The sequence below is a fragment of the Kribbella yunnanensis genome, from assembly GCF_039529655.1.
In the GTDB taxonomy this organism is placed as follows: Bacteria; Actinomycetota; Actinomycetes; order Propionibacteriales; family Kribbellaceae; genus Kribbella; species Kribbella yunnanensis.
Window position 1 is genome coordinate 285,107 of sequence record NZ_BAAANF010000002.1, and the last position, 21,481, is coordinate 306,587.

Below are 21,481 nucleotides of genomic sequence, written 5' to 3' on the forward strand. Positions count from 1 at the left end.
CTGCTCACATCAACGAGCCCTTCTACAGGGGGTTACGAGGTTCCCAAGAAAAATCAAAAAACTTTCTCCGGGGCCGGGCGGCAGTCGCTCAGAGTTGCTGTGACCCGGGCCGCAGCCGCGCGGTACCGGCCTGCCCTAAGGTGTGGCCGCGACCTCTCGGTCCGGATCAGGCAGGAGAACCATGGGCGACATCGTGGACGTGGCACGTGAGCAGGTGCTGGAGCAGGGCATCGGCCTGCGCCAGGAGCAGCTCGTCGAGGTGCTGCAGACGCCGGACGACCGGCTGCCGGAGCTGCTGGCGCTCGCGCACGACGTGCGGGTGAAGTGGTGCGGCGAGGAGATCGAGGTCGAGGGGATCATCTCGCTGAAGACCGGCGGGTGCCCGGAGGACTGCCACTTCTGCTCCCAGTCGGGCCAGTTCACCTCTCCGGTGCGTGCGGTCTGGCTGAACATCCCCGAGCTGGTCAAGGCGGCGCAGGAGACGGCTGCGACCGGTGCGACCGAGTTCTGCATCGTGGCGGCGGTCCGCGGCCCGGACGCGCGGCTGATGTCGCAGGTGAAGGCCGGCATCGAGGCCATCAACGCTGCGGTCGACATCAACATCGCCTGCTCGCTCGGCATGCTCACCCAGGAGCAGGTCGACGAACTGAAGGCGATGGGGGTGCACCGCTACAACCACAACCTGGAGTCGGCGCGCTCCTACTTCCCGGACGTCGTCACCACGCACTCCTTCGAGGAGCGCTGGGAGACCTGCCTGATGGTCCGCGAGTCCGGTATGGAGCTGTGCTGCGGCGGACTGGTCGGAATGGGTGAGTCCCTGGAGCAGCGTGCCGAGCTGGCCGCGCAGCTGGCCGAGCTGGAGCCACACGAGGTCCCACTGAACTTCCTGAACCCCCGGCCGGGCACACCGTTCGGCGACATGGAGGTGATGGACGGCAAGGACGCACTGCGCACCATCGCCGCCTTCCGCCTGGCCATGCCGCGCACAGTGCTCCGGTACGCCGGTGGTCGCGAGCTGACCCTTGGTGACCTGGGGACCCGCGACGGACTGCTCGGTGGAATCAACGCTGTGATTGTCGGCAACTACCTGACCACGCTTGGCCGCCCGGCCACGGCTGACCTTGATCTGCTGGCCGAGCTCAAGATGCCGGTCAAGGAGCTTCAGAAGACGCTATGACGTACTGCGGACACTGTGGCCGCTCACAGGCCGACGGCAGCCACGAGGACTGCCGTCGGGCGCTGGCGATGGAACCACCGCGGTACTGCGCCGAGTGCCGCCGGCGGATGGTCGTGCAGGTCCACCCGATGGGGTGGAGCGCCCGCTGCTCCGTCCACGGCACTCTGTCTAGCTAACGGACTGCATCTGAGGCTGCCACGACGTCGACGAGTCCATGGCCCTTGTCGTACGACGTAGTGCCGCCGCCTCGGCTGTCGGGCTCGTAGGCCGCACCGTTGGCGTACTTGTGTGCGGTCGAGATCAGTGCGGTCTCGATCTGGGCCGGAGTCGCCGACGGGTTCGCCTGGAACAGTTGGGCGACGATCCCGGCGATGTGCGGCGCGGCCATCGACGTACCGCTGATGGTGTTGTAGTTGCCGCCGTCCAGCGGTTTGAGGCCGGTGCTGCAGATCGGCAGGTAGACCCGGCAGGACGAGGTGATGTCCTCACCAGGTGCGGACAGGTCCGGGTAGGTGGACTGCGTGCCGTTCAGGCCGCGCGACGAGAAGCTGGAGACCTGTCCACTCCGTGTGCCGGTGGCGAGGTCGTAGTACGAGGCGACCGACAGGATGCCGCCGGTCGGGTCCTGGCCGGGCGGGTTGGTCAGCGACTTGGTGCCGTCGCCACCGTCGTTGCCGGCGGCCCAGACTGTGACGACACCCTCAGCAGCCAGTGCACGCTGGAGTTTGACGGTGGCCGAGTTCGGGTCGAAGGCACCGCCGCCGGACGGACCGTACGAGTTGTTGGTGACCTTGATCGGCGGGCACTTGCTCGCCGGCACCCCGGCGCCGCATGGAGTTGCGTGATTCTCCAGCACCCAGTTGAGCGCCGCGTCCGCGCCGACGATCAGCAAGGCCGCACCGACCGAGACACTCACCAGCGAGGCGCCAGGGGCAGCGCCCTGGAGCTTGGTGCCGTCGGCGAGCGTCACCTTGCGTCCGGCAACGATTCCGTTGACGTGCGTGCCGTGACCGCCCAGTGAGAGCAAGTCGGTGTCGGCCGAGCCCGCGTCCACCGGCAGGCAGAGGGTCTCCGTCAACGGGTCGCAGACGATCTTGAGGTTCTTCACCACCGCCGAACTGCCGTCGGCCTTCTTGAAGAACGGGTGGGTGGGATCGACACCGCTGTCGATCACCGCGACACTCACGCCACTACCGTCCAGGGCCAGGCCGTTCGCCCCGGTCCGGGTGTCCGCGGCCTCCGCGCCGCGGGTGGCCAGGTGCGAGGTCGACGTACTGACTGTGATCGGCTGGTTGCCCTCGAGGTAGGTGACCCCAGGTTTGGTGCGGGCGGCCAGGATCTGTGAGCGGGTGCCCTCGGCAACCACCACACCAATCCGGTCGTACGACGACAGCCGTTGCAGGCCGGCGGCCTTGACGGCTGCGTTGGCGGCAGCCAGGTCGGTGCCGTGCACCAGCACCGTGGTGCGCTGCAGCCGGTCGAGCTGCTGACTCAGAAATCCTTGGACCGGCGCGGAATTCTGCGCCTGGGCGTGGATCGGAGTGATCGTGAGCGACAGCAGGCTGGCTGCGGCCAGGGCGATCACTGGGTGGATTCTGCGCATGGGCGCTCCTCACAGAAGGCCAGACAACATGGGCGGTTTACGGCCTGTAGCGATTGCTGCGCTCAATGTAAGCGTGTCAAGGCGTGCGCGGAAGTGATTCGCGCAACGTCAGAACTATCTGATCGCCGTGATCTGCGATGCTTCCCAGATGACGGATACCTGGCTGGAGAAGGACGCTCAGCTGCTCTGGCATCCGTACTCGTCGCTGAGTGAGCCGTCCCCGGTGCGGCTGGTGCGGGGCGCGTCCGGTGTGCGCCTGCAGCTGGCTGACGGCGTCGAGGCGATTGACGCGATGTCCTCGTGGTGGAGCGTCATCCATGGCTACCGGAACCCGGTCCTGGATGCCGCGCTGAAGAGCCAGGTGGACGACTTCAGCCATGTGATGTTCGGCGGGCTCACACACGAGCCTGCGATCCAGCTGGCGGAACGGCTGGTCGAAATCACGCCGGCGCCGCTGGAGCACGTGTTCTTCTGCGACTCCGGCTCGGTGTCGGTCGAGGTCGCGATCAAGCTGGCGCTGCAGTACCAGGTGGCCCGCGGGTACGTCGGGCGGACGCGAATGCTGACTGTGCGTGGCGGGTACCACGGCGACACGTTTGCGCCGATGAGTGTCTGCGACCCGGTCAACGGGATGCACTCGCTGTTCACGGGAGCCCTGCAGGAGCAGGTGTTCGGACCGCAGCCACCGGCCGGTTTCGACCGCCCTGCTGACGATCCGGAGCTGCAGGCCTGGGCGGCGGCCATGTCGGCTGTTGCTGCCTCGTCGGCTGATGAGGTTGCGGCGATTGTGGTGGAGCCGATCCTGCAGGGTGCAGGTGGCATGTATCCCTACAGTCCGGCCTGCCTGCGCGTCCTGCGCTCGTTGGCCGATGAGCACGGCTTCCTGCTGATCCTCGACGAGATCGCCACCGGCTTCGGTCGCACTGGTGTGTTGTTCGCCTCTGAGCACGCAGGAGTCGACCCGGACATCCTGTGTGTCGGCAAAGCCCTGACCGGCGGCTATCTGTCGCTGGCCGCGATGCTGTGTACGGCGGAGGTCGCGCAGACCGTGTCCAACGGTCCTGGCGGTGCACTGATGCACGGGCCGACCTTCATGGCCAATCCGCTGGCTTGCTCGGTGGCACTCGCGTCAATCGATCTACTGCTGGCTCAGGACTGGGCTACGCGAGTGGCTGAGATTTCTGCCGGTCTGACGGCTGGACTGGCCCCGGCTGCGGAGTTGCCGGGTGTGAAGGACGTTCGGGTGCTCGGTGCGGTCGGCGTCGTCCAGCTGGCCGGTCCGGTCGACATGGTGCGGATGACGGACGCCGTACTGCGGCGTGGTGTCTGGGTCCGCCCGTTCCGCGATCTCGTGTACACGATGCCGCCGTACGTGTGCACGGAGTCGGAGATCGCCACCATCGGGTCTGCGATCACCGATGCGATCCGTGAGGTCGGCTGATGCTCGAGGAGTGGCTCGCCCCGAAGGCTGCGGCGCTGGAGGTCCGTGGGCTGACCCGACGACTCCGGGCGCGGTCTGCTGACGACGACCTGATCGACCTGGCCGGCAACGACTATCTGGGCCTGGCACGAGACTCTCGGGTGATCGAGGCAGCCGCCGAAGCAGTCTGCCGCTGGGGGACTGGCGCTACCGCCTCCCGGCTAGTGACTGGTACGACGACGCTGCATGAGGAGCTGGAGTCGGCGCTGGCGGCGTACGTCGGTCAGACGGCCGGATTGGTGTTCTCGTCGGGCTACCTGGCCAACCTGGGCGTTGTAACCGCGCTGGGCGGTCCGGGGACGCTACTGGTGTCCGATGAGCACGTGCATGCGTCACTGATCGATGCGGGCCGGTTGGCTCGGTCGCGGGTGGAGATCGTTCCGCACAACGACGTCGAGGCCGTCACCAAGGTGCTTGCCGAGCGCAACGAACCGCATGCGGTGGTGGCGACCGAGTCGGTCTTCAGTGTGCTCAGCGACGAGGCGCCACTCGTGCCGCTGGCCGAGGTCGCCGCGGCGCACAACGCCGTACTGCTGGTGGACGAGGCGCATGGTCTCGGTGTGACCGGTGGCGGGCGTGGTTCGGTCTATGCGGCCGGGCTGGCCGGGTTGGACCATGTGATCGTCACCATGACGTTGTCCAAGGCGCTGGCGTCACAGGGCGGCGTCGTGCTCGGCCCTGCCGTTCTGCGTGAGCACCTGATCAACCGGTCGCGGCCGTTCATCTACGACACCGCTCTCACACCGGCGTCCTGCGCTGCTGCACTGGCCGCGCTACAGGTGCTCGAGGCTGAGCCGGACCGACCTGCGGCGATTCACTCAGCCGCTGCCCGGCTGGCCACGGCCTCTGGGGTTGCAGCGGCCGCCGGGGCGGTCGTTTCGGTCCCGATGCCCGGTCCGCGAGAGACTGTCCGGGCAGCGGAGTTCTGCCGGGACAATGGCGTACTGGTCGGCAGTTTCCGGCCGCCGTCGGTTCCGGACGGCATCAGCCGGCTGCGGCTGACCGCCCATGCCGGTCTGTCCGACGACGAGCTGGCCAGGGCCTGCGCCGTTATCAGTCAAGCCATCAGCGAGGTTTCATGATCACCATCGTCACCGGTACCGACACCGGCGTGGGCAAGACCGTCGTGACCGCCGCACTCGCCGTACGGGCTGCAGTGCACGGCAAGGTCGCAGTCGTGAAGCCGGCCCAGACAGGTGTCGGCCCGGACGACCCCGCCGACCTGGACGACGTCAACCGCCTGACCGGGATCACCACCCTCTACGAGGGCGTCCGCCTCCGGGACCCGCTCGCGCCGACCACCGCTGCGCGCCGCGAGGGCGTCCCGCTACCGACGGCAGAGGTCCACGCCAAGTCGGTCGACGGGCTCGCTGCTACCCACGAGAACGTCATCGTCGAGGGCGCGGGCGGTCTGCTCGTCGGTCTGGACGCCGAGGGCGGGACTCTGATCGACCTGGCCAAGGCGCTGACCAAGCCGTACACCTTCGTCGTCGTGACCCGGTCCGGCCTGGGCACGCTCAACCACACCGGTCTGACCGTCGAGGCGCTGCGGGCGCGCGGTCTGCCGGTCGAGGGCCTGATCATCGGCTCCTGGCCCGACAAGCCCGACCTGGCCGAGCAGTGCAACCTCGAGGACCTCCCGGCCACCACCGGGCTCAAGGTGCTCGCCCGCATCCCCGCCCGCGCCGGTGACTACGACCAGGAGACCTTCACAAAGGCCGTGCCCGGCTGGTTCGCGTGACCGGTTGCCCAGCCCGGTACGACGATGAGCTCGGGTACTGGGTAGTCGACGACCCGGCGCAGGTCCGCGCCGTGATGCTGGACCCGGCGACATTCCGCCCGGACAACGCCGTACTGGCCCACACGCCTCTGTCGGTGAAGGCCCTGCGGGTCCTGTCCGCCGTGGGCTTCGCCCTACCGCCCACGCTGGCCAACAACGCCGGTGGGTCCCACCGAGCAATCCGCGCCGCAGTCGCTCGCTTCTTCAGCCCAGCCCGAGTGGCAGCCGTCGAACCCCTCACCCGCACGCTACTGACCGACCGAGTCGCCGCCGCCTCCGAACGCCTCGCCGCCGGTGAGCAGGTCGACCTGGTGGAGACCGTCGCCGCCGAGCCACCAGCACTCGTCGTACTGCACCTGCTCGGGCTCAGCGACGTACCGCTCGCCGAACTGAAGGCCTGGAGCCTCGGCTCGCTCGAGCTGTTCTGGGGCTACCCGGACGAGGACCGGCAACTGGAGTTGGCGCACAGCGCGGCCGAGTTCTACGGCTGGTTGCGGTCTCGGACTACCGCGGCTCGCGTGAGTGGCGGTGAGGACCTGTTCGGTGCCTTGGTTGGACTCGGCCTCAGCGACGAAGAGGTGTGTGCGGTCGGCTACTTCCTGTTGATCGCCGGCCAGGAGACCACCACCCAGCTGATCTCCACCGCCTTCCACCGGGCTGTGGGTGGCGGGGCAGCCTCGGTCGAGGACGTGCTGGCGGAGGCGTCGTCGGTGCCCACCTGGCGCCGGGTGACCGCTTCGGCGGTTGCTGTCGGCGACGTGGAGGTGCCGGCTGGGGCGGAGATGTTGCTCGGGCTGACCGGCCACGGCGGTCCGGCGGACCTAGCCTTCGGTGTAGGGATCCACCGCTGTCTGGGCGCCGGTCTAGCCCGTCTGGAGACCCGCGTGGCCCTGGAATGCGCAGTAGAACTCCTGCAGAGCGCACGGCTGGTGGAGGAGCCGCCGATGATCGACCTGCTGTCCTTCCGCGCACCGAAGCGGCTGCTGGTTACAACCTTGCTGACCTGCACCGATACGCTTTGACGGTGGCGGAGCATGAGTTGGTTCTGGTTGTCGACTTCGGAGCGCAGTACGCGCAGTTGATCGCGCGGCGGGTGCGCGAGGCGAAGGTGTACTCCGAGATCGTGCCGCACTCGATGCCGGTCGAGGAGATGCTGGCCCGGCAGCCGAAGGCGATCATCCTGTCCGGCGGGCCCCAGTCCGTGTACGCCGAGGGGGCGCCGCGGGTCGACTCCGCGCTGTTCGACTCCGGCGTTGCGGCGTTCGGGATCTGCTACGGCTTCCAGGCGATGGCTCAGACGCTCGGTGGCGAGGTGCGCCGTACCGGGCTGCGGGAGTTCGGCCGGACGCCGGTGACCGTGAGCGAGTCCGGGAAGCTGCTGGCGGGTATCCCGGAGGAGCTGAACGTGTGGATGTCGCACGGTGACGCTGTGCATGCGCCGCCGGCCGGCTTCGCGGTACTGGCTGCGTCTGAGGGCGCACCGGTGGCAGCGTTCGAGGACGTGGACCGGCAGTTGGCCGGTGTGCAGTGGCACCCGGAGGTGCTGCACTCGCAGGCCGGACAGGCTGTGCTGGAGCACTTCCTCTATGACATCGCCGGTTGTGTCGGCGACTGGACCACCACGAACGTTGTCGACGAGCAGGTCGAGCTCATCCGCCAGCAGGTGGGCGACAAGCAGGTGCTGTGCGCGCTGTCCGGCGGAGTGGACTCCGCAGTGGCCGCTGCGCTGGTCAGCAGGGCTATCGGCGACCAGCTCACCTGTGTGTACGTCGACCACGGTCTGCAGCGTGCCGGTGAGTCCGATCAGATCGAGAAGGACTTCGTCGCCGTCACCGGGACCCGGCTGGAGGTTGTGGACGCGGAGGAGCAGTTCCTCGGCGCACTGGCCGGTGTCACCGACCCGGAGCAGAAGCGGAAGATCGTCGGTCGCGAGTTCATCCGCACCTTCGAGGCGACTGCGCGCAAGCTGGACGCCGAGCGCCACATCGAGTTCCTGGTCCAGGGCACGCTCTACCCGGACGTGGTTGAGTCCGGCGGCGGTGCCGGCACCTCGAACATCAAGTCGCACCACAACGTCGGTGGGCTGCCCGACGACCTGCAGTTCAGCCTGATCGAGCCGCTGCGGACCCTGTTCAAGGACGAGGTCCGTGAGCTCGGTATTGCGCTCGGACTGCCCGAGACGCTGGTCTACCGGCACCCGTTCCCCGGGCCGGGTCTGAGCATCCGCATCATCGGTGAGGTCACCCGGGAGCGTCTGGACATCCTCCGCGCTGCCGACCTGATCGCCCGCACCGAGCTGACCGCGGCCGGCCTGGACCGCGAGATCTGGCAGTTCCCGGTCGTGCTGCTCGCCGACGTCCGCTCGGTCGGCGTCCAAGGTGACGGCCGCACCTACGGCCACCCGGTTGTACTGCGTCCGGTCACCAGCGAGGACGCGATGACCGCGGACTGGGCCCGCCTCCCGTACGACGTGCTGGAGCGGATCTCCACCCGCATCACCAACGAGGTCGACGAGATCAACCGGGTCACTGTCGACATCACCAGCAAGCCGCCGGGCACCATCGAGTGGGAGTGACCCTGCCGTCGCCATACTGACCGGGTGGACGAAGGGGTAGGGGATCCGCGGCTGACCGCGGAAGGTGAAGTCAGCCTGGCCAGGCTGGCGCTGGACGACGACGAGCTGAGCCATGCGGCCGACCACGTCGCGAGCGCACTGGGTGCGTTCCCGACGTTGCCGGAGGCGCACGAGGTGCTGGGCATGCTCGTGAGCCGGCCGGACGGCGGTCCGGAGCTGTGGCCGCTCGACGGTGAGCTCTACGTCGGTACGGCGGTCGCCCGGGCGCATGCGCTCGCGTACCAAGGCCAGTACGCCGAGGCGCTGGAGCTACTGGTGTCAGCGCAAGGACACGAGCCCGCGATGCGCTGGGCGGATGCACCTTGGGTTCTGGACCCGGCCACGCCAGCGCGGATTGAGCCGGGTGATCTGGTCAGCGTGTTCGCGCGGCTGTTCCGCGTGATGCCCGAGCTGCGGCAGGACGACGTACGGGCGGCCTTCACGCCGTACCTGGTGCTGGCCCGGAACATGACTGCGGCGCATCCGGAGTCCTCGTGGCTGTGGTGGGCGGCGTCGATCTACCTGCGCCGCAGCGGCGAGTACGTCGAGGCAGCGGCCGCAGCGGAGCGTTCTGCGCAGCTGGAGCCGAGTGACCGGGCCGACATCGCACTGGGCTACGCCTTGCGTGAGCAGGGCCGCACCGACGACGCCCTGGCCGCATTGCAGCACGGACTGACGTTCGACCCGAAGAACCTGTCGCTGTACGCCGACATCGCCGGTCTGCTCGGTACGGCGGGCCGGCTGGACGAGGCGATCGAGTGGACCGACCGGGCGCTTGCCATCGAGCCTGGTCACGACTGTTCGCTGGTCGAGCGGCATGGGCTGCGCTATCGCCGCGACGGCGACGTCAACGAGCTGGTGGCGATCGCCGACCTGCGTCGATCGGCGGAGCCGGACAGCCACGAGGCGCAGCACGCGGACGCCGAACTGACCGACCGGTCCCGGCAGACCTGGCTCGGTGGGATCGCGATACCGACCGAGGCGGTGATCAACGTGCTCGGGCAGTTCCTGGAGAACCACAGCCCGGGTGACGAGCGGCCGCAACTGTCGCTGGCGGTCTCCTCGATCGAACCGCCGAGCGCACTGCTCTCCGTCGAGCAGATCGCGCCAGGGTCTGACGTGACGTTCAACGAGATCCTCACACCGGACCCACGTCAGCCCGCAGTGCTCGACGGCCGACCGATGCGGCAGATCGAGGTAGCGGTCTGGTCGCACGACGGGACTACCGCTCGCCCCGCGGTTGCACCGCCATCCGAGGCCGGTGCGCAGGCCGTTGCACGGGTGGCCGACTGGGAATGGCTGCACCTGCCGGCGGCGTACGACCGAGCCGTGCTGCTGGCGAATACCTCGCTCGACGACCTGCTCGGCGTACTGGTGCATCCGGTGCTGCCACCGTCGGACGACCTGGCCATCTGGCCGATGTGGATCCGGCAGCTGCAGACCTGGGCCTGTCTCGGGATCGCCCATCACCGGACCGACGAGGCCTGGCCGGACTCCACCCGCCGGAAGGTGCTCGCTGATCTGGCCTACGGTCCGGAGGACTGGGTCACGGAGTCGGCGACCCTGGCGCTGATTGCCACCGCCTGGGCGGATCCGGCGACGCGGGAGGACGTGGCCGAGCTGGTGGGCTGGCGCTTCATGGCGGCGGTCGAGGCAGCACGTGAGCGGCCGCTGACGATCCTCGAGTCGCTGGCCCAGCTGGTCCTCGCGACACCGGCCATGAACTCCTCGGCAGCGAGTCTCGCCCGGGACGTCCTGAACCTGCAGACCGAAGCTCCTGAACCAGCACCAGCACCAGCCCCGGCCGCGAAGAAGCGGCGGGGCTGGTTCAGGCGCGGGTGATCAGGACTCGCTGTTGAGGCGGGTCTCCAACGCTGCGGCTGTCTCCGCCTGGCCGACGCCGCGGAGGCGGTCGACCAGCAGGTAGCCGGTGCGGTACCAGAGGTCGGTGGCCGCTTCCAGAGAGTTGAACAGGTCTTCCAGCGCCTTCTCGTCCTCGGTGCCGTGTTCGGCCAGCAGGAGCTGGGCGTTCAGGTACTGGTCCTCGTAGCCGCCGCGTTCGTAGAGGTCGGCTGCGTGGTCAGCGTGGGCGACCGCGGTCGCCTGGTCGCCCTGCTGGAGGTGGATGAGCGACAGGTCCCAGTGGACACCAGCGGTCTGGAAGATGACGTCCTCATCGGCGGACGGCAGTGCATCCAGGATCGGCTGGGCGGAGGTGGCCAGCTCGAGCGCCCGGGCGTGGTCGCCGGTGTAGCGGGCGGACTGGGCGGCCAAGCGGATGGCCTGTGCCTGCTGCAGTGGGGACTCTGCGGTGCCGAAGTACTGGGCGGCATCGAGGAAGACCTCGACCGCCTCGTCGTCGCGGTCGAGCTGTTCGAGCAGGATGCCCTCGTCCTGGCGCAGAGTGGCCAGCCAAGCCGGGTGGGCGTCGGGGGAGACGTCGGCAAGCAGCTCGCGGACCTTGGTCAGGGCCGACTCGTTCTCGCCGAGCATCCGGTAGGAGTCGATCAGTACGCCGCGGGCGTCGGCCAGGGCGTCATCAGTCAGCACCGACAGCGACTCTTCGGCCGACTCGGCGGCCTCCAGCGGACGGCCGGTCAGCAGGTAGGCGCGGGCCAGCATCAGCTGCGAGTAGGCGACGTGCGCCTCCAGACCGGGTACGCCGGTGGCCAGGGCGACCGCCTCGATCAGGTCCTCGGCCGCTTCGGCCGGGCGCTCCAGCTCCAGCCGCACGCGTCCGCGCAAGTGATATGCGAACGAGCGTTGAGCGTCATGCGGTGAATCGAAGGCAACGGCGATCGCCGGCTCGACCTCCTCGAAACGCTCGTCCTGGAGCAGCAGGTTGGCCAGCAGGATCGCAGTGCTGCCAGCGTGCTCGACGCGCGTGTGTGCCGGCCCGGGCTCGGTCAGGACCTGGATGGCTTCGCTGAACCGTCCGGCCTGGGCGTACATGATCGCCAGCGAATCCCGCTGCGACGGACGCCGCTCGAGCTCGTCGTTCGCGATCAGCCAGCGGATCGGCTCCTCGCCGGCGGCCAGTCCCTCAGCGACCTGACCTTGCTCGCACAGCATCCGGCCGATCCGCCCACGGGTCCGGAGGACCCGGACCTCCTCGCCGAGCTCGTCGTACAGCGCGAGTGCTTCGCTCCACGCGTCCAGTGCGACCTGCGGGTCCTCGCTGCTGGACAGGCCGCGACCGTCGAGCAGTCGGGCGCGGTCGAGCGGAGTCCACTCGCTCTCCGGCACCTCACGCTCGAAGGCCTGCCAGGCTGCGATCGCGGCTTCGCTGTCGAAGTTCAGCCAGTCCTCTTCGGCCCGGTCGAGCCAGCCACTGCCGGATACGGCAGGACGCTCGGCCGGCGCTGTCTGCTCCGTTTGCTCGGCCTGGGCCTGCTTACGCAGCTGAGCGCGCCGCGCGGTCTCCGACAGCGGCAGGTACTCGACCCACGGCTCTGCGGACAGCACGCGCTGGATCTGCTCACTGCGATGCGTGGTGCCGTTGCGGGTATCGAACTGCGCAGCCAGCTCCAGTGCGCGCGCGGCGTAGCGCTCGGCGAGCGCCCCGGCCGGCTCTGCGTCCGCCTGCGGCTGCCGGATCGCCAGGTCACCGTCCACCCGGCTCAAGGCGAGCGATGCCGCCGCCGAGAACGCCATCTCCGCGTACGGCGAGGGCGGGTCTGCCAGCTCGGCAGCGTGCCGCTCGATCAGCTCGACCGCCTTGAGCTCATTACCGGTGCGGGCCAGGAACTCGACATGATCCGCGTGCTCGCTCAGCTCACCGACCCGGTTCCGCAGCAGCCGGTAGGCCTTGCGGTGCGCGTCGACAGCCTCGTCGTACATGCCCTCGGCAACATAAGCCGGGAGGAGTGCGGTGAGCATCTGCTGCGGCTGCTCGGCGCAGGTGAGCTGACCGTCCAGCACGTTCACGGCCAGTGCGACAGCATCCGCCGTCCGGCCGACCGAGGTGAGGTGGTGCACCTTCGAGGTCGGATCGCAGCCGACACAGTCGGACAGGTCGTCACGCGGCGCGGTAGACCAGAGCCGGAACTGCTCGGCCGCGGTCTCTTCGTCGCCGATGTGGTGCGCGACCAGCCAGCGGTGCTGGTGGACGGCGTGCATGCTGTGCCCGCTGAGCCGCCAGCGCTGCTCCATGTCGTCCAGTACGGCGTACGCGCGGTCCAGCGGCACCTCGGGGAACTTGCTGAGGGTGCTGGGCGCGTACTTGTAGCACCAGTGGAACAGGTGTGAGTACTCGCGATACTTGTCCGGCTCCGCGTCCCAGTCCGCCACGCAGCGGGCGAACGGCACCAGCGACTTCCGCGGCTCGCCACCCATCACGTACGCGGTGACGAGTGCGAGGCGGCTGTAGAACGCCAGCTCCGCTTCGCTGGCCGCATCGGCCCGCCGTACGACGTCTTCGAGCAGGGCCGACCGGACCTTCCCGTACGGCGCGCTCTCGGCACGCTGGAGCAGGTCGATGAGTTCCGGGTTCATGGCGTCTGGTCCTCCGGCGTGGGGACGGCCTGGTCGAGCAGGCCGAGGAAAGAGCGGTTCACGAGAGCAGAGTCGGCCGGTGTGATCGGGTGGTAGCCGAGCATCAACGCGTGCCCGTACAACCCTTCCACCGCCAGTTGGGTCAGCTCACGATCGTTGAGTGACGCCATCCGCCGTACCAGCGGGGAGCGGTAGTTCAGCACGAGCTGTGGCCGACTGTCGTCCTTGGTGTCGAGTGCACCGAGCACCTCTGACCACAGTGCGTCGGCCCGGTCCTTGGTGGCACGCAACTCACTCGCGAACTGGGCAGAGCGGTCAACCAGGTAGAGCGCCGGAAGCCCGGCCGGCTCGAACGCCCGTACGACGACCTCGCAGCCCACCGGGTCCAATGCGTCCTGCGCCAGCTGGACGAACGGCCGCAGCCGCAGCTCAGTGTCCGGGTCCAGACTGTCGAAGCTGGTGCTCAGCTCAGTTGGGTCGAATCGGCTGGTGCTCAGCTCGGGCACCACCTCCGGCAGCCGGGCCAGCAGCTCACTGTCGTAGGTGTAGCCGCCGTTCACCACCGTGATCTGCTGCGCGGCCGCGACCGCTGCGAGCTGGCGGAACTCCTCGACCGTGGTGACGTACCTGATCTGGTTGGTGCGTTGCTGCAGTTCCGCAGTGGTCATCCGGCCATGGTTGGTCTCGAAGCGCAGCCAGCGGTGGACCAGCTGGAGCATCTCGTCGTCGTGCAGCGCCAGGGCCTTCACGCCCAGCTGGTGGATGCTGAGGAACCGGTCCAGCTTGGCGGGGTCGGTGTTGCCGAGCCGAACCAGCCAGCCACGCAGCTGATCGCCCAGCGCGTCCCTGGTCGCCTCTAGCGTGCCGTCGTCGAACAGCGCCTCCCGGCTCGCGGTCGGCCGCAGCTCGGAGGTGTCGATGACTGCCCGGACGAAGAAAGCCCAGTCCGGCAGGAGGCCTTCGACGTTCTCCGCGAGGAGCATCCGCTTCAGGTACACGCGGTGTGTGGCGCGCTCGGCCGGGTTCGCGGCGAACGGCAGCACGAACGCCACACCGGTGAGCCCAGCGCTCGGATTGTTCAGGTGGATCACGTCGAACGGAGTGAACCCGAGCTTGTCCTGCGCATAGCCCACCAGCTCGGCCCGCTGCAGCGCTCCCGTGTTCTCCCAAGGCGCCTTGCCGTCGGTCACCTGCTCACCGTTGACGCGGATCTCGATCGGCAGCAGTGCGCCGAACAGGCGGATCAGCTCCACGACAGTGGCGTGTTTGTACCACTGCTCCGCACCACGCCGGGCCTTCAGCGTCACCGTCGTACCGGTCTCGGCGCGGTCCACTGTGGCGGCGAGCTCGTAGCGGCCGTCCGCCGTACCGAGCCAGCGGGTGGCCGGGCCGCCCGTGGGCTGAGTGACGACCTCGATCTCGTCGGCGACCATGAAGGCCGACAGCAGGCCGATACCGAACTGGCCGAGGAACTCCGAGCGGGCGAACCCAATCTCGTCCCGCTTCGAGCTCCGGCCGATAGTGGCCAGCAGCTCGCGCACCTGGTCCGGTAGCAGGCCAATGCCGGTGTCGGCGATGCTCAGGGACCCGTCCGTCGCCTGTACGTCGATCCGTCGCGGTGCCCCCGCCTCGACCGCCTCGCGCGCGGTGATCGCGTCAACGGCGTTCTGCAGCAGCTCTCGCAGGTACACCCGCGGACTGCTGTACAGATGGTTGCTCAGCAGGTCGACGATTCCCTGGAGGTCGACCTGGAAGTTCTCACTCACCCCACACCCCCTTGTTCGCCGCCAACCTACCCAATGGCCAGTTCGCACCGTACTTTGAGAGGTGTCTGGGGGAGGACGCTATGGCATTGACGGTGGGGACCTTCAATCTCAACAACCTGTTCGACCGCTGGAACTTCGCCGGCGCGGTCGACGTACTCGCACAGGGCACCAGCACGGTGCCGGCCACCTACACGTTCGACGACGAGCACCGGCGCCGGCTGCAGCTGGACGGCCGGGGGAAGTTGCTGGTGTCCAAGAAGCCGGAGGACACCGACCGGGTGGCCGAGCGGTTGCTGACGGCCGATGTGGACGTCTGGGTGGTGCAGGAGGTCGAGAACGTCGACGTCCTGCGGGAGTTCAACCGAGAGCACCTGAATGGCGCGTACCAGCACGTGATGGTGATCGACGGCAACGATGCGACCCGGTTCATCGACATCGGGATCCTGTCGCGGCGGCCGATCGGTGGTGTGACCAGCTACCAGCGGGCGTTCCACCCGGACGTGCCGGGGCGGCCGATCTTCTCGCGTGACCTGGTCGAGGTGGAGATTCTGGACGCCCGCGGACGCAAGGTGCTCACGGTGTTCGGGACACACCTGAAGTCGAAGTTCGTCGACTTCGCTGTGGCCGACCCGGTGGCGGCCGCTGCGGAGGCCGAGCTGCTGCGCACGCGGCAGGCCGACACCATCGTGCGGATCATCGCTGCGCGGATGAGCAGCCGGCAGCGGTACCTGCTCTGTGGGGACATGAACGACACACCAGAGTCGCCGGCACTAGCGGCGTACGCGCAGTCCGGTCTGGTGAACGCACTGACTGCTCCGACCGAGATCGGTACGGTGAAGACCACGGTTCAGCTCCCGGCCAACCCGGCGTGGACGTCGACGTTCAAGGGCGCGCGGCAGCCACGGTCGTTCGACCTGATCGATCAGATCTGGTTGTCACCGGCACTGGTGCCACGGCTGAAGGGTGCCTTCATCGGTCGCCGGAAGAAGCTGGCGCGGGACGGTACCGACCATGACCCGGCCTGGATCTCACTGGACGTCTAGGCGTTCGCGATGCCGTCTAGGAGGCGGTCGAGTCCGTAGCGGTACGACTCGGCTGCCACCTCGTTGGGACCTGCGGTGAAACCACCTGCGTTCCAGACCGCAGTCATCGCGGGATGGCGCTCGACGTCGAAGTACGTCTCCCACAGGTCCGAGCGCTCGATCCACCAGGAGTCATGGCTCTGACCGCTGCTCCGCTCGATCAGTTGGCTCTCCGCAGCCAGGCTGGCCGCAGAGTCGACGTACGTCGAGATTGCCAGCGCCGCGGTGTTCGTGTCGCGCGGTGTGAGGTTCAGAGCGCTCACCACGGACAGCAGGTACTCACGGCCTGCCAGCAATCCCGGTCCGGCGGGTGGGCGGATCGGGGAGACCTGTGAGAGCCACGGGTGCCGGTTGAACATCAGCTGGGTCTGTTCGGAGTACAGATCGACCTGTGCACGCCAGTCGTCCGGACGGGGGTCGTTGGGCCCGGGTAGCTCACGCTCGCCGAGCACCTGGTCGACCATGAGCTCCAGGAGGTCGTCCTTCGACGGGACGTAGGTGTAGAGCGTCATGGTGCCGACGCCGAGCTCCTTGGCCACGCCACCCATGGAGGCCGCGGCCAGACCGTCACTGTCGGCCAGCCGGATCCCGGTGGCGACCACCTCGTTCACATCCAGCGACGGACGCCGCCCTGCGCCCTTGGCGGCCGGGGCGAGCGGGCGGTGGTTACGCCACAGCAGCGCAAGCGTGCGATCGACCGTCACGGAACCAACCATAGGCGCTGGTTTGAATTCTCGTATACCCTACGAGAATTACTTCGAAGCTGAGGGGAACGGCATGACGATCTTGGTGACCGGTGCGACTGCGAGCGTCGGACGGCTCGTGGTGGATGAGCTCGTGGCAGCTGGAGCGCCAGTGCGGGCGCTGACGAACAAACCGGCTCGCGCTGCGCTTCCAGCAGGTGTTGAGGTCGCGACTGGCTACCTGGGCAAGCCGGAGTCGCTACCGGCGGCACTCCAGGGCATCGACACGGTCTACCTGGCGCCCCTACCGGCGTACGTCGACGACTTCGTCCGGTGCGCCCAGGAGGCCGGCGTACGGCGAGTGGTGGTGCTGTCGGGGGAGCCTGCTGAGTACGAGGCCCAGGGGGATCCGGCGAACTGGCATTACTACCGCGTCGAACGAGCGATCGAGGAGGCCGACTTCGAGTGGACCTTCCTGCGACCCGGCCAGTTCATGAACAACACCCTGGACTGGGCCCCAACGATCAAGTCGGAGGGCGTGGTGCGAGCGCCGTACGCCGCTGCCGTGCAGACGCCGATCGACCTGGTCGACATCGCCGCCGTAGCGCGAGTGGCGCTCCTCGATGAGTCCTTCAACCATCAGAAGCTGGTGATGAGCGGCCCAGAGGCGATCACCCAGCCACAGGAGGTCGAACACATCGCAGCGGCTCTCGGGCGCGAGATCAAGTTCGAAGAGCTCACGCCCCAGCAATACCTAGACCAGTTGGAACCATTCACCGGCCTGGAAACCGCCCAGTGGCTACTAGACGGTTTCCGAATGATGGCCGAGCACCCGATGACCCCAGAGCCCACAGTCGCCAACCTCACCGGCCGCCCAGCAACGCCGTACCGAGACTGGGCGCTACGAAACGTGGCCGCCTTCCGCTGACTTGAATCTGGGTAGAACATGTGTTCGACTGTTCTGCATGAGGTGGGCTGGTCAGCAACTTGACGCGGAGGTTCCTGGTGCGTTGCCGGGGATGGGGTCGATTGCGGGGCTGGTTCGGTCGGTGACTACGCCGGAGTTTCGGGGGGTCACGTTTCATGAGGTGGTGGCGCGGTCGGCGTTGAACTCGGTGCCTGGTGGCGGGTTGCCGTTCAACTGGACGGTGAATCCGTACCGGGGGTGTACGCATGCTTGCCGGTACTGTTTCGCGCGGCCGACGCACAAGTATCTGGAGCTTGATCAGGGGCTGGACTTCGATCGGCAGATCGTTGTGAAGACGAATGTGGCCGACGTACTGCGGCGGGAGTTGGTGCGGCCGTCGTGGAAGCGGGAACAGGTTGCCTTGGGCACCAATACGGATCCGTACCAGCGGGCCGAGGGTCGGTACCGGCTGATGCCGGGGATCATCGGCGCGCTGGCAGGTTCCGGTACGCCGTTGTCGGTGCTCACGAAGGGGACGCTGCTCCGGCGTGATCTCGATCTACTGGTGTCCGCGGCGAGCGAGGTTTCGGTCGGGATCGGGGTGTCGCTCGCACTCGGGGACGAGGAACTGCGGCGGCGGCTGGAGCCCGGCGTACCGTCTGTGCGCGGCCGGCTCGAGCTGATCCGTGCCGTGCGTGAGGCCGGGTTGCCGTGTGGGGTGATGGTCGCTCCGGTGCTGCCCTGGTTGACCGACTCGGCCGATCAGCTCGACGATCTGTTCGGTGAGCTCGCAGCGGCGGGCGCGACCGGAGTCACCACGCTCGTCCTGCACCTTCGACCGGGCGTGAAGGACTGGTTCATGAGCTGGCTGGGCCACGACCACCCTGAGCTGGTCGGGCGCTACGAATCGCTCTACGCGCGCGGTTCGAACGCCGCACCCAGCTACCGCACCGCCTTCGAGCAGAAGGTCCGCCCGCTCCTCGACAAACACGGCTTCGGCCGCAGCTCTCGCCACCGCTCGAACCCCTTCGGCGTGGTAGACGGCGCCGACTCCGGCTGGGGCGAGCCCGCCGCAACCCACCCTCGCTTCCGCGGCTCGGCGACCCCCGCCCGGGAGCGCCGCCACGAGCCGCCGGCACAAGAAGCCCTGTTCTGACGGGTGACTACGGGAGGGTGAGGATTTCGGGGCCGGCCTTGGTGATGGCGATGGTGTGTTCGGCGTGGACTCCGCGGGTGCCGTCGGCGGAGCGAAGGGTCCAGCCGTCGGGGTCGATGAGGTAGGTGCTGCCGGGCCCGGACCAGAACCAGGGCTCGATGGCGAAGGTGTGGCCGACCTGGAGTTTGAAGCCGCGGCCGGGGCGGCCGGCGTTCGGGACGTGGGGTTCTTCGTGCATGCGGCGGCCGATGCCGTGGCCGCCGAAGTCGAGGTTGGTGCCGACTCCGGCTTCCTTGCCGATGCGGCCGATCGCGGCACCGACGTCACCGAGTCGGTTGCCCGGAAGCGCAGCCGCGATACCGGCGGCCAAGGCGCGCTCGGTGAGCTCGATCAGCTGCAGATCCTCCGGTCGTGGCGTACCGACGCAAAAACTGGTTGCCGCATCCCCGCACCAGCCGTCGACCGAGGCACCACAGTCGACGTTCAGCAGATCGCCGTCCGCGAGCTTGAGATCCGACGGAAGTCCGTGCAGGACGGCATCGTTGACCGACGTACAGATCACGCCGGAGAACGGGCTCGTCGCGAATCCAGGCTGATAGCCCTCGAACAGCGACACGGCCCCGGCCGAGCGGAGCACCTCCCGCGCCACCTCGTCGAGTTCACGCAGCGAGACCCCGACCGCGGCCTCCTTCTTCACTGCGGCCAGTGCGTTGCCGACGACCCGTCCAGCCGCGCGCATTGCCTCGATCTCTGCCGGTGTCTTCAGCTCAACCATCGCCTGTGCCCTCGCTCCGTGATCCTTTGGCTGCAAACGGTACCCGCAAGGACACGATCGGGTTACCGGTCGAACCCAGGAGCCCGCCAGGCCGTCCGTTGAGTGATGGACACCGAATCTTGGGGGCTGTGATGGTGGTACGACGGCGTGCGGTGCTGGGTGCACTGCTGGCCGGGGCGGGGGCGACTGTCGTCGGAGGTTGTGCGGATGTCGGTCTGAGTTCGCCCAGTATGCCGACGGACGGCGGATCGGTCGGCCCGCCCGGGAATCCGTCGGTGCCTTCCGGAGCGCGCCCGGATCGGATCTCGATTGTTGCCACCGGCGACGTTCTCCTGCATGAACGCTTGTGGACAACGGCACGCCGCGACGGCCACGGCGGTGCCTGGGACTTCGCGCCGTTGCTCGCCGGAGTCAAGCCGCACGTCCAGCAGGCCGATCTCGCGATCGCGCACCTTGAGACTCCGCTGGCGCCGATGGGCGGTCCCTACAAGGGCTACCCGCTGTTCCTGGGCCCGCCGCAGATCGCAACCGCGCTGAAGCAAACCGGCTACGACCTGTGCACGACGGCCAGCAACCACAGCTTCGACGGCGGCGCGGCCGGGGTCGACAGGACGCTGAACACCTTGGAGAAGGCCGGACTCCGGACCGCCGGCACCGCCCGGAACCGTCAGGAAGCCGAGACTCCGACGATCATCGACGTCCGCGGTGTGAAGATCGCGTCGCTCTCGTACACCTTTGGCTTCAACGGCCTGCCGTACCCGAATGGGCAGACCTGGCGGGCCGGCAAGCTCGACGCGGCCGCGATCAGCCGGATGGCGAAGGAGGCCCGGGACCGCGGCGCTGAGATCGTCGTGGTGAGCTGCCACTGGGGGACCGAGTACTCGGCGAAGATCAACGATCAGCAGCGTGAGCTCGCCCCGCAACTACTTGCCGATAGCAACATTGATCTGGTGGTCGGCCATCACGCGCACGTCGTCCAGCCGATGGAACAGCACAACGGCAAGTGGGTCGCCTACGGTCTCGGCAACCTGGTCGCCGCCCATCGCCAGCCGAACAGCACGCGGGCCGAGGGCCTGCTGGCTCGCTTCAGCTTCAAGCGCGAGGGCGACAAGTGGACCACCGAGCAGGCCGGCTACGCCCCGCTGCTGATGACCGATACGCTGCCGGTCCGGGTTCTCGACGTACGGCGGGAGCTTGCGAAGCCGGGCCTGGTTGCGGCGAAACGAGCCCGGCTGCAGCTTGCACAGCGACGGACCGACGAGACCGTGCTGTCGCTCGGAGCGACACCGAAAATGCTTTGAGTACTGGGCGCACTGCGGTCTAGGGTCGGCGGCATGAATATGTACTTTGTGATGGTGCGTCGTGCCCGGCTCCGGGCAGGCGCGGGGTGCCTGGGGATGGCATCCGCTCGATAGCCGGTGGGCTCAACGAGTAGTGGACGCTGCCGGGGTCGTACCTGGCGAGCTGATTCTCGACGTCGGAGCCGGACTCGGTGCCTTGACTGGACCGCTGGTTCGGGCCGGTGCCCGGGTGATCGCAGTCGAACTGCATCCGGGGCGTGCCGATCGGTTGCGCCGGCGGTTCGCCGACGAGCCGGTCACGGTGGTCCGTGCCGACGCCGCTGACCTGCGGTTGCCGTCCCGGCCGTTCCGAGTGGTGTCGAGTCCGCCGTACACGCTGTCGACCGCGTTGCTGAAGCGCTTGCTGGCACCGGGTTCTCGCCTGGTGTCGGCGGATCTGGTGCTGCAGCGGCAGGTGGTGAACCGCTATGTCCGCGGTGAGGCACCGGGCGCACAGCGGTGGTACCGCCACTACGAGCCGTCTCTCGGGCTTCGCCTTCCCCGTAAGGCCTTTACCCCACCTCCACATGTCGACTCCGCAGTGCTCGTGCTGCGCAAACGCTGAAAGGACAGTGAGCCCCGCCGATCAGAGGTGATCGACGGGGCTCACTGGCGTCTGGAATT

At 68.1% G+C, this 21,481-nt stretch carries 18 protein-coding genes; 13 read left to right on the plus strand and 5 right to left on the minus strand.

Annotated features, from left to right (window positions below; all coding sequences use genetic code 11):
• The first annotated feature begins 181 nt into the window (after window positions 1–181).
• The gene (gene bioB / locus ABD231_RS02815) at window positions 182–1,177 is read left to right on the plus strand and encodes a biotin synthase BioB (RefSeq protein WP_344144796.1); all 996 of its coding nucleotides are present in this window, start codon (window positions 182–184) and stop codon (window positions 1,175–1,177) included.
• Entirely contained in the window at window positions 1,174–1,353 is a 180-nt protein-coding gene (gene bsaP, locus ABD231_RS42330; RefSeq protein ID WP_486336018.1) for a biotin synthase auxiliary protein BsaP, read from the plus strand. The genes bioB and bsaP overlap by 4 nt, the downstream gene beginning before the upstream one ends.
• Here bsaP and ABD231_RS02825 read toward each other — a convergent pair.
• Window positions 1,350–2,780 (minus strand): S8 family peptidase, encoded by a 1,431-nt coding sequence (locus ABD231_RS02825; RefSeq protein ID WP_344144800.1) that lies wholly within the window; start codon window positions 2,778–2,780, stop codon window positions 1,350–1,352. The genes bsaP and ABD231_RS02825 overlap by 4 nt on opposite strands.
• A gap of 148 nt (window positions 2,781–2,928) precedes the next feature.
• Between ABD231_RS02825 and ABD231_RS02830 the strand changes: the two genes are divergently transcribed.
• From ABD231_RS02830 to ABD231_RS02855, 6 genes are read left to right on the plus strand one after another with little or no spacing between them, the layout of a single operon-like run.
• Window positions 2,929–4,221, plus strand: coding sequence for an adenosylmethionine--8-amino-7-oxononanoate transaminase (locus tag ABD231_RS02830; RefSeq protein ID WP_344144802.1), 1,293 nt, complete (start codon window positions 2,929–2,931; stop codon window positions 4,219–4,221).
• Window positions 4,221–5,342, plus strand: a complete 1,122-nt coding sequence (locus tag ABD231_RS02835) for an 8-amino-7-oxononanoate synthase (RefSeq protein WP_344144804.1) — start codon at window positions 4,221–4,223, stop codon at window positions 5,340–5,342. The genes ABD231_RS02830 and ABD231_RS02835 overlap by 1 nt, the downstream gene beginning before the upstream one ends.
• The gene (gene bioD, locus ABD231_RS02840; protein ID WP_344144806.1) at window positions 5,339–6,001 is read left to right on the plus strand and encodes a dethiobiotin synthase; all 663 of its coding nucleotides are present in this window, start codon (window positions 5,339–5,341) and stop codon (window positions 5,999–6,001) included. The genes ABD231_RS02835 and bioD overlap by 4 nt, the downstream gene beginning before the upstream one ends.
• On the plus strand, window positions 5,998–7,062 hold the full coding sequence (locus tag ABD231_RS02845; RefSeq protein ID WP_344144808.1) for a cytochrome P450 family protein: 1,065 nt from the start codon (window positions 5,998–6,000) through the stop codon (window positions 7,060–7,062). Before bioD ends, ABD231_RS02845 begins: the two co-directional genes overlap by 4 nt.
• 2 nt (window positions 7,063–7,064) lie before the next feature.
• Complete coding sequence (gene guaA, locus ABD231_RS02850; RefSeq protein WP_344144810.1) at window positions 7,065–8,615, plus strand: glutamine-hydrolyzing GMP synthase; 1,551 nt, start codon at window positions 7,065–7,067, stop codon at window positions 8,613–8,615.
• Between the two features lie 24 nt (window positions 8,616–8,639).
• Entirely contained in the window at window positions 8,640–10,496 is a 1,857-nt protein-coding gene (locus ABD231_RS02855) for a tetratricopeptide repeat protein (protein ID WP_344144812.1), read from the plus strand.
• On the opposite strand, the gene ABD231_RS02860 is transcribed toward ABD231_RS02855, so the two are convergent.
• Together ABD231_RS02860 and ABD231_RS02865 are read right to left on the minus strand one after the other, a co-directional pair.
• The gene (locus ABD231_RS02860) at window positions 10,497–13,148 is read right to left on the minus strand and encodes a tetratricopeptide repeat protein (protein WP_344144814.1); all 2,652 of its coding nucleotides are present in this window, start codon (window positions 13,146–13,148) and stop codon (window positions 10,497–10,499) included.
• Entirely contained in the window at window positions 13,145–14,914 is a 1,770-nt protein-coding gene (locus ABD231_RS02865; RefSeq protein ID WP_344144816.1) for an HSP90 family protein, read from the minus strand. The genes ABD231_RS02860 and ABD231_RS02865 overlap by 4 nt, the downstream gene beginning before the upstream one ends.
• Before the next feature lie 80 nt (window positions 14,915–14,994).
• On the opposite strand from ABD231_RS02865, the gene ABD231_RS02870 reads away from it, so the two are divergent.
• A complete protein-coding gene (locus ABD231_RS02870) occupies window positions 14,995–15,957 on the plus strand; it encodes an endonuclease/exonuclease/phosphatase family protein (protein WP_344144818.1) in 963 nt (320 codons plus the stop codon).
• Here ABD231_RS02870 and ABD231_RS02875 read toward each other — a convergent pair.
• Window positions 15,954–16,700, minus strand: a complete 747-nt coding sequence (locus tag ABD231_RS02875; protein WP_344144820.1) for a TetR/AcrR family transcriptional regulator — start codon at window positions 16,698–16,700, stop codon at window positions 15,954–15,956. The two genes, ABD231_RS02870 and ABD231_RS02875, sit on opposite strands and share 4 nt — an antisense overlap.
• Before the next feature lie 73 nt (window positions 16,701–16,773).
• On the opposite strand from ABD231_RS02875, the gene ABD231_RS02880 reads away from it, so the two are divergent.
• Together ABD231_RS02880 and ABD231_RS02885 are read left to right on the plus strand one after the other, a co-directional pair.
• Window positions 16,774–17,607, plus strand: coding sequence for an NmrA family NAD(P)-binding protein (locus ABD231_RS02880; RefSeq protein ID WP_344144822.1), 834 nt, complete (start codon window positions 16,774–16,776; stop codon window positions 17,605–17,607).
• A gap of 37 nt (window positions 17,608–17,644) precedes the next feature.
• On the plus strand, window positions 17,645–18,742 hold the full coding sequence (locus ABD231_RS02885; RefSeq protein WP_344144824.1) for an Rv2578c family radical SAM protein: 1,098 nt from the start codon (window positions 17,645–17,647) through the stop codon (window positions 18,740–18,742).
• 7 nt (window positions 18,743–18,749) lie between these two features.
• Here the strand turns inward: ABD231_RS02885 and map are convergent, their stop codons facing one another.
• The gene (gene map, locus ABD231_RS02890) at window positions 18,750–19,517 is read right to left on the minus strand and encodes a type I methionyl aminopeptidase (protein ID WP_344144826.1); all 768 of its coding nucleotides are present in this window, start codon (window positions 19,515–19,517) and stop codon (window positions 18,750–18,752) included.
• Between the two features lie 131 nt (window positions 19,518–19,648).
• Between map and ABD231_RS02895 the strand changes: the two genes are divergently transcribed.
• Both ABD231_RS02895 and ABD231_RS02900 read left to right on the plus strand, forming a co-directional pair.
• Complete coding sequence (locus tag ABD231_RS02895) at window positions 19,649–20,818, plus strand: CapA family protein (RefSeq protein ID WP_344145587.1); 1,170 nt, start codon at window positions 19,649–19,651, stop codon at window positions 20,816–20,818.
• A gap of 61 nt (window positions 20,819–20,879) precedes the next feature.
• Window positions 20,880–21,422 carry an rRNA adenine N-6-methyltransferase family protein gene (locus tag ABD231_RS02900; protein ID WP_344144828.1) on the plus strand — a complete coding sequence of 181 codons (543 nt, stop codon included), beginning with the start codon at window positions 20,880–20,882 and terminating at the stop codon, window positions 21,420–21,422.
• Window positions 21,423–21,481 lie beyond the last annotated feature (59 nt).

Excerpts from the sequence above, each read along its gene's own strand:
- bioB (WP_344144796.1), top strand. The coding sequence starts at position 182 with ATGGGCGACATCGTGGACGTGGCACGTGAGCAGGTGCTGGAGCAGGGC.
- bsaP (WP_486336018.1), top strand. The coding sequence starts at position 1,174 with ATGACGTACTGCGGACACTGTGGCCGCTCACAGGCCGACGGCAGCCAC.
- ABD231_RS02825 (WP_344144800.1), bottom strand. The coding sequence starts at position 2,780 with ATGCGCAGAATCCACCCAGTGATCGCCCTGGCCGCAGCCAGCCTGCTG.
- ABD231_RS02830 (WP_344144802.1), top strand. The coding sequence starts at position 2,929 with ATGACGGATACCTGGCTGGAGAAGGACGCTCAGCTGCTCTGGCATCCG.
- ABD231_RS02835 (WP_344144804.1), top strand. The coding sequence starts at position 4,221 with ATGCTCGAGGAGTGGCTCGCCCCGAAGGCTGCGGCGCTGGAGGTCCGT.
- bioD (WP_344144806.1), top strand. The coding sequence starts at position 5,339 with ATGATCACCATCGTCACCGGTACCGACACCGGCGTGGGCAAGACCGTC.
- ABD231_RS02860 (WP_344144814.1), bottom strand. The coding sequence starts at position 13,148 with ATGAACCCGGAACTCATCGACCTGCTCCAGCGTGCCGAGAGCGCGCCG.
- ABD231_RS02870 (WP_344144818.1), top strand. The coding sequence starts at position 14,995 with ATGGCATTGACGGTGGGGACCTTCAATCTCAACAACCTGTTCGACCGC.
- ABD231_RS02880 (WP_344144822.1), top strand. The coding sequence starts at position 16,774 with ATGACGATCTTGGTGACCGGTGCGACTGCGAGCGTCGGACGGCTCGTG.
- ABD231_RS02885 (WP_344144824.1), top strand. The coding sequence starts at position 17,645 with ATGAGGTGGGCTGGTCAGCAACTTGACGCGGAGGTTCCTGGTGCGTTG.
- map (WP_344144826.1), bottom strand. The coding sequence starts at position 19,517 with ATGGTTGAGCTGAAGACACCGGCAGAGATCGAGGCAATGCGCGCGGCT.
- ABD231_RS02895 (WP_344145587.1), top strand. The coding sequence starts at position 19,649 with ATGGTGGTACGACGGCGTGCGGTGCTGGGTGCACTGCTGGCCGGGGCG.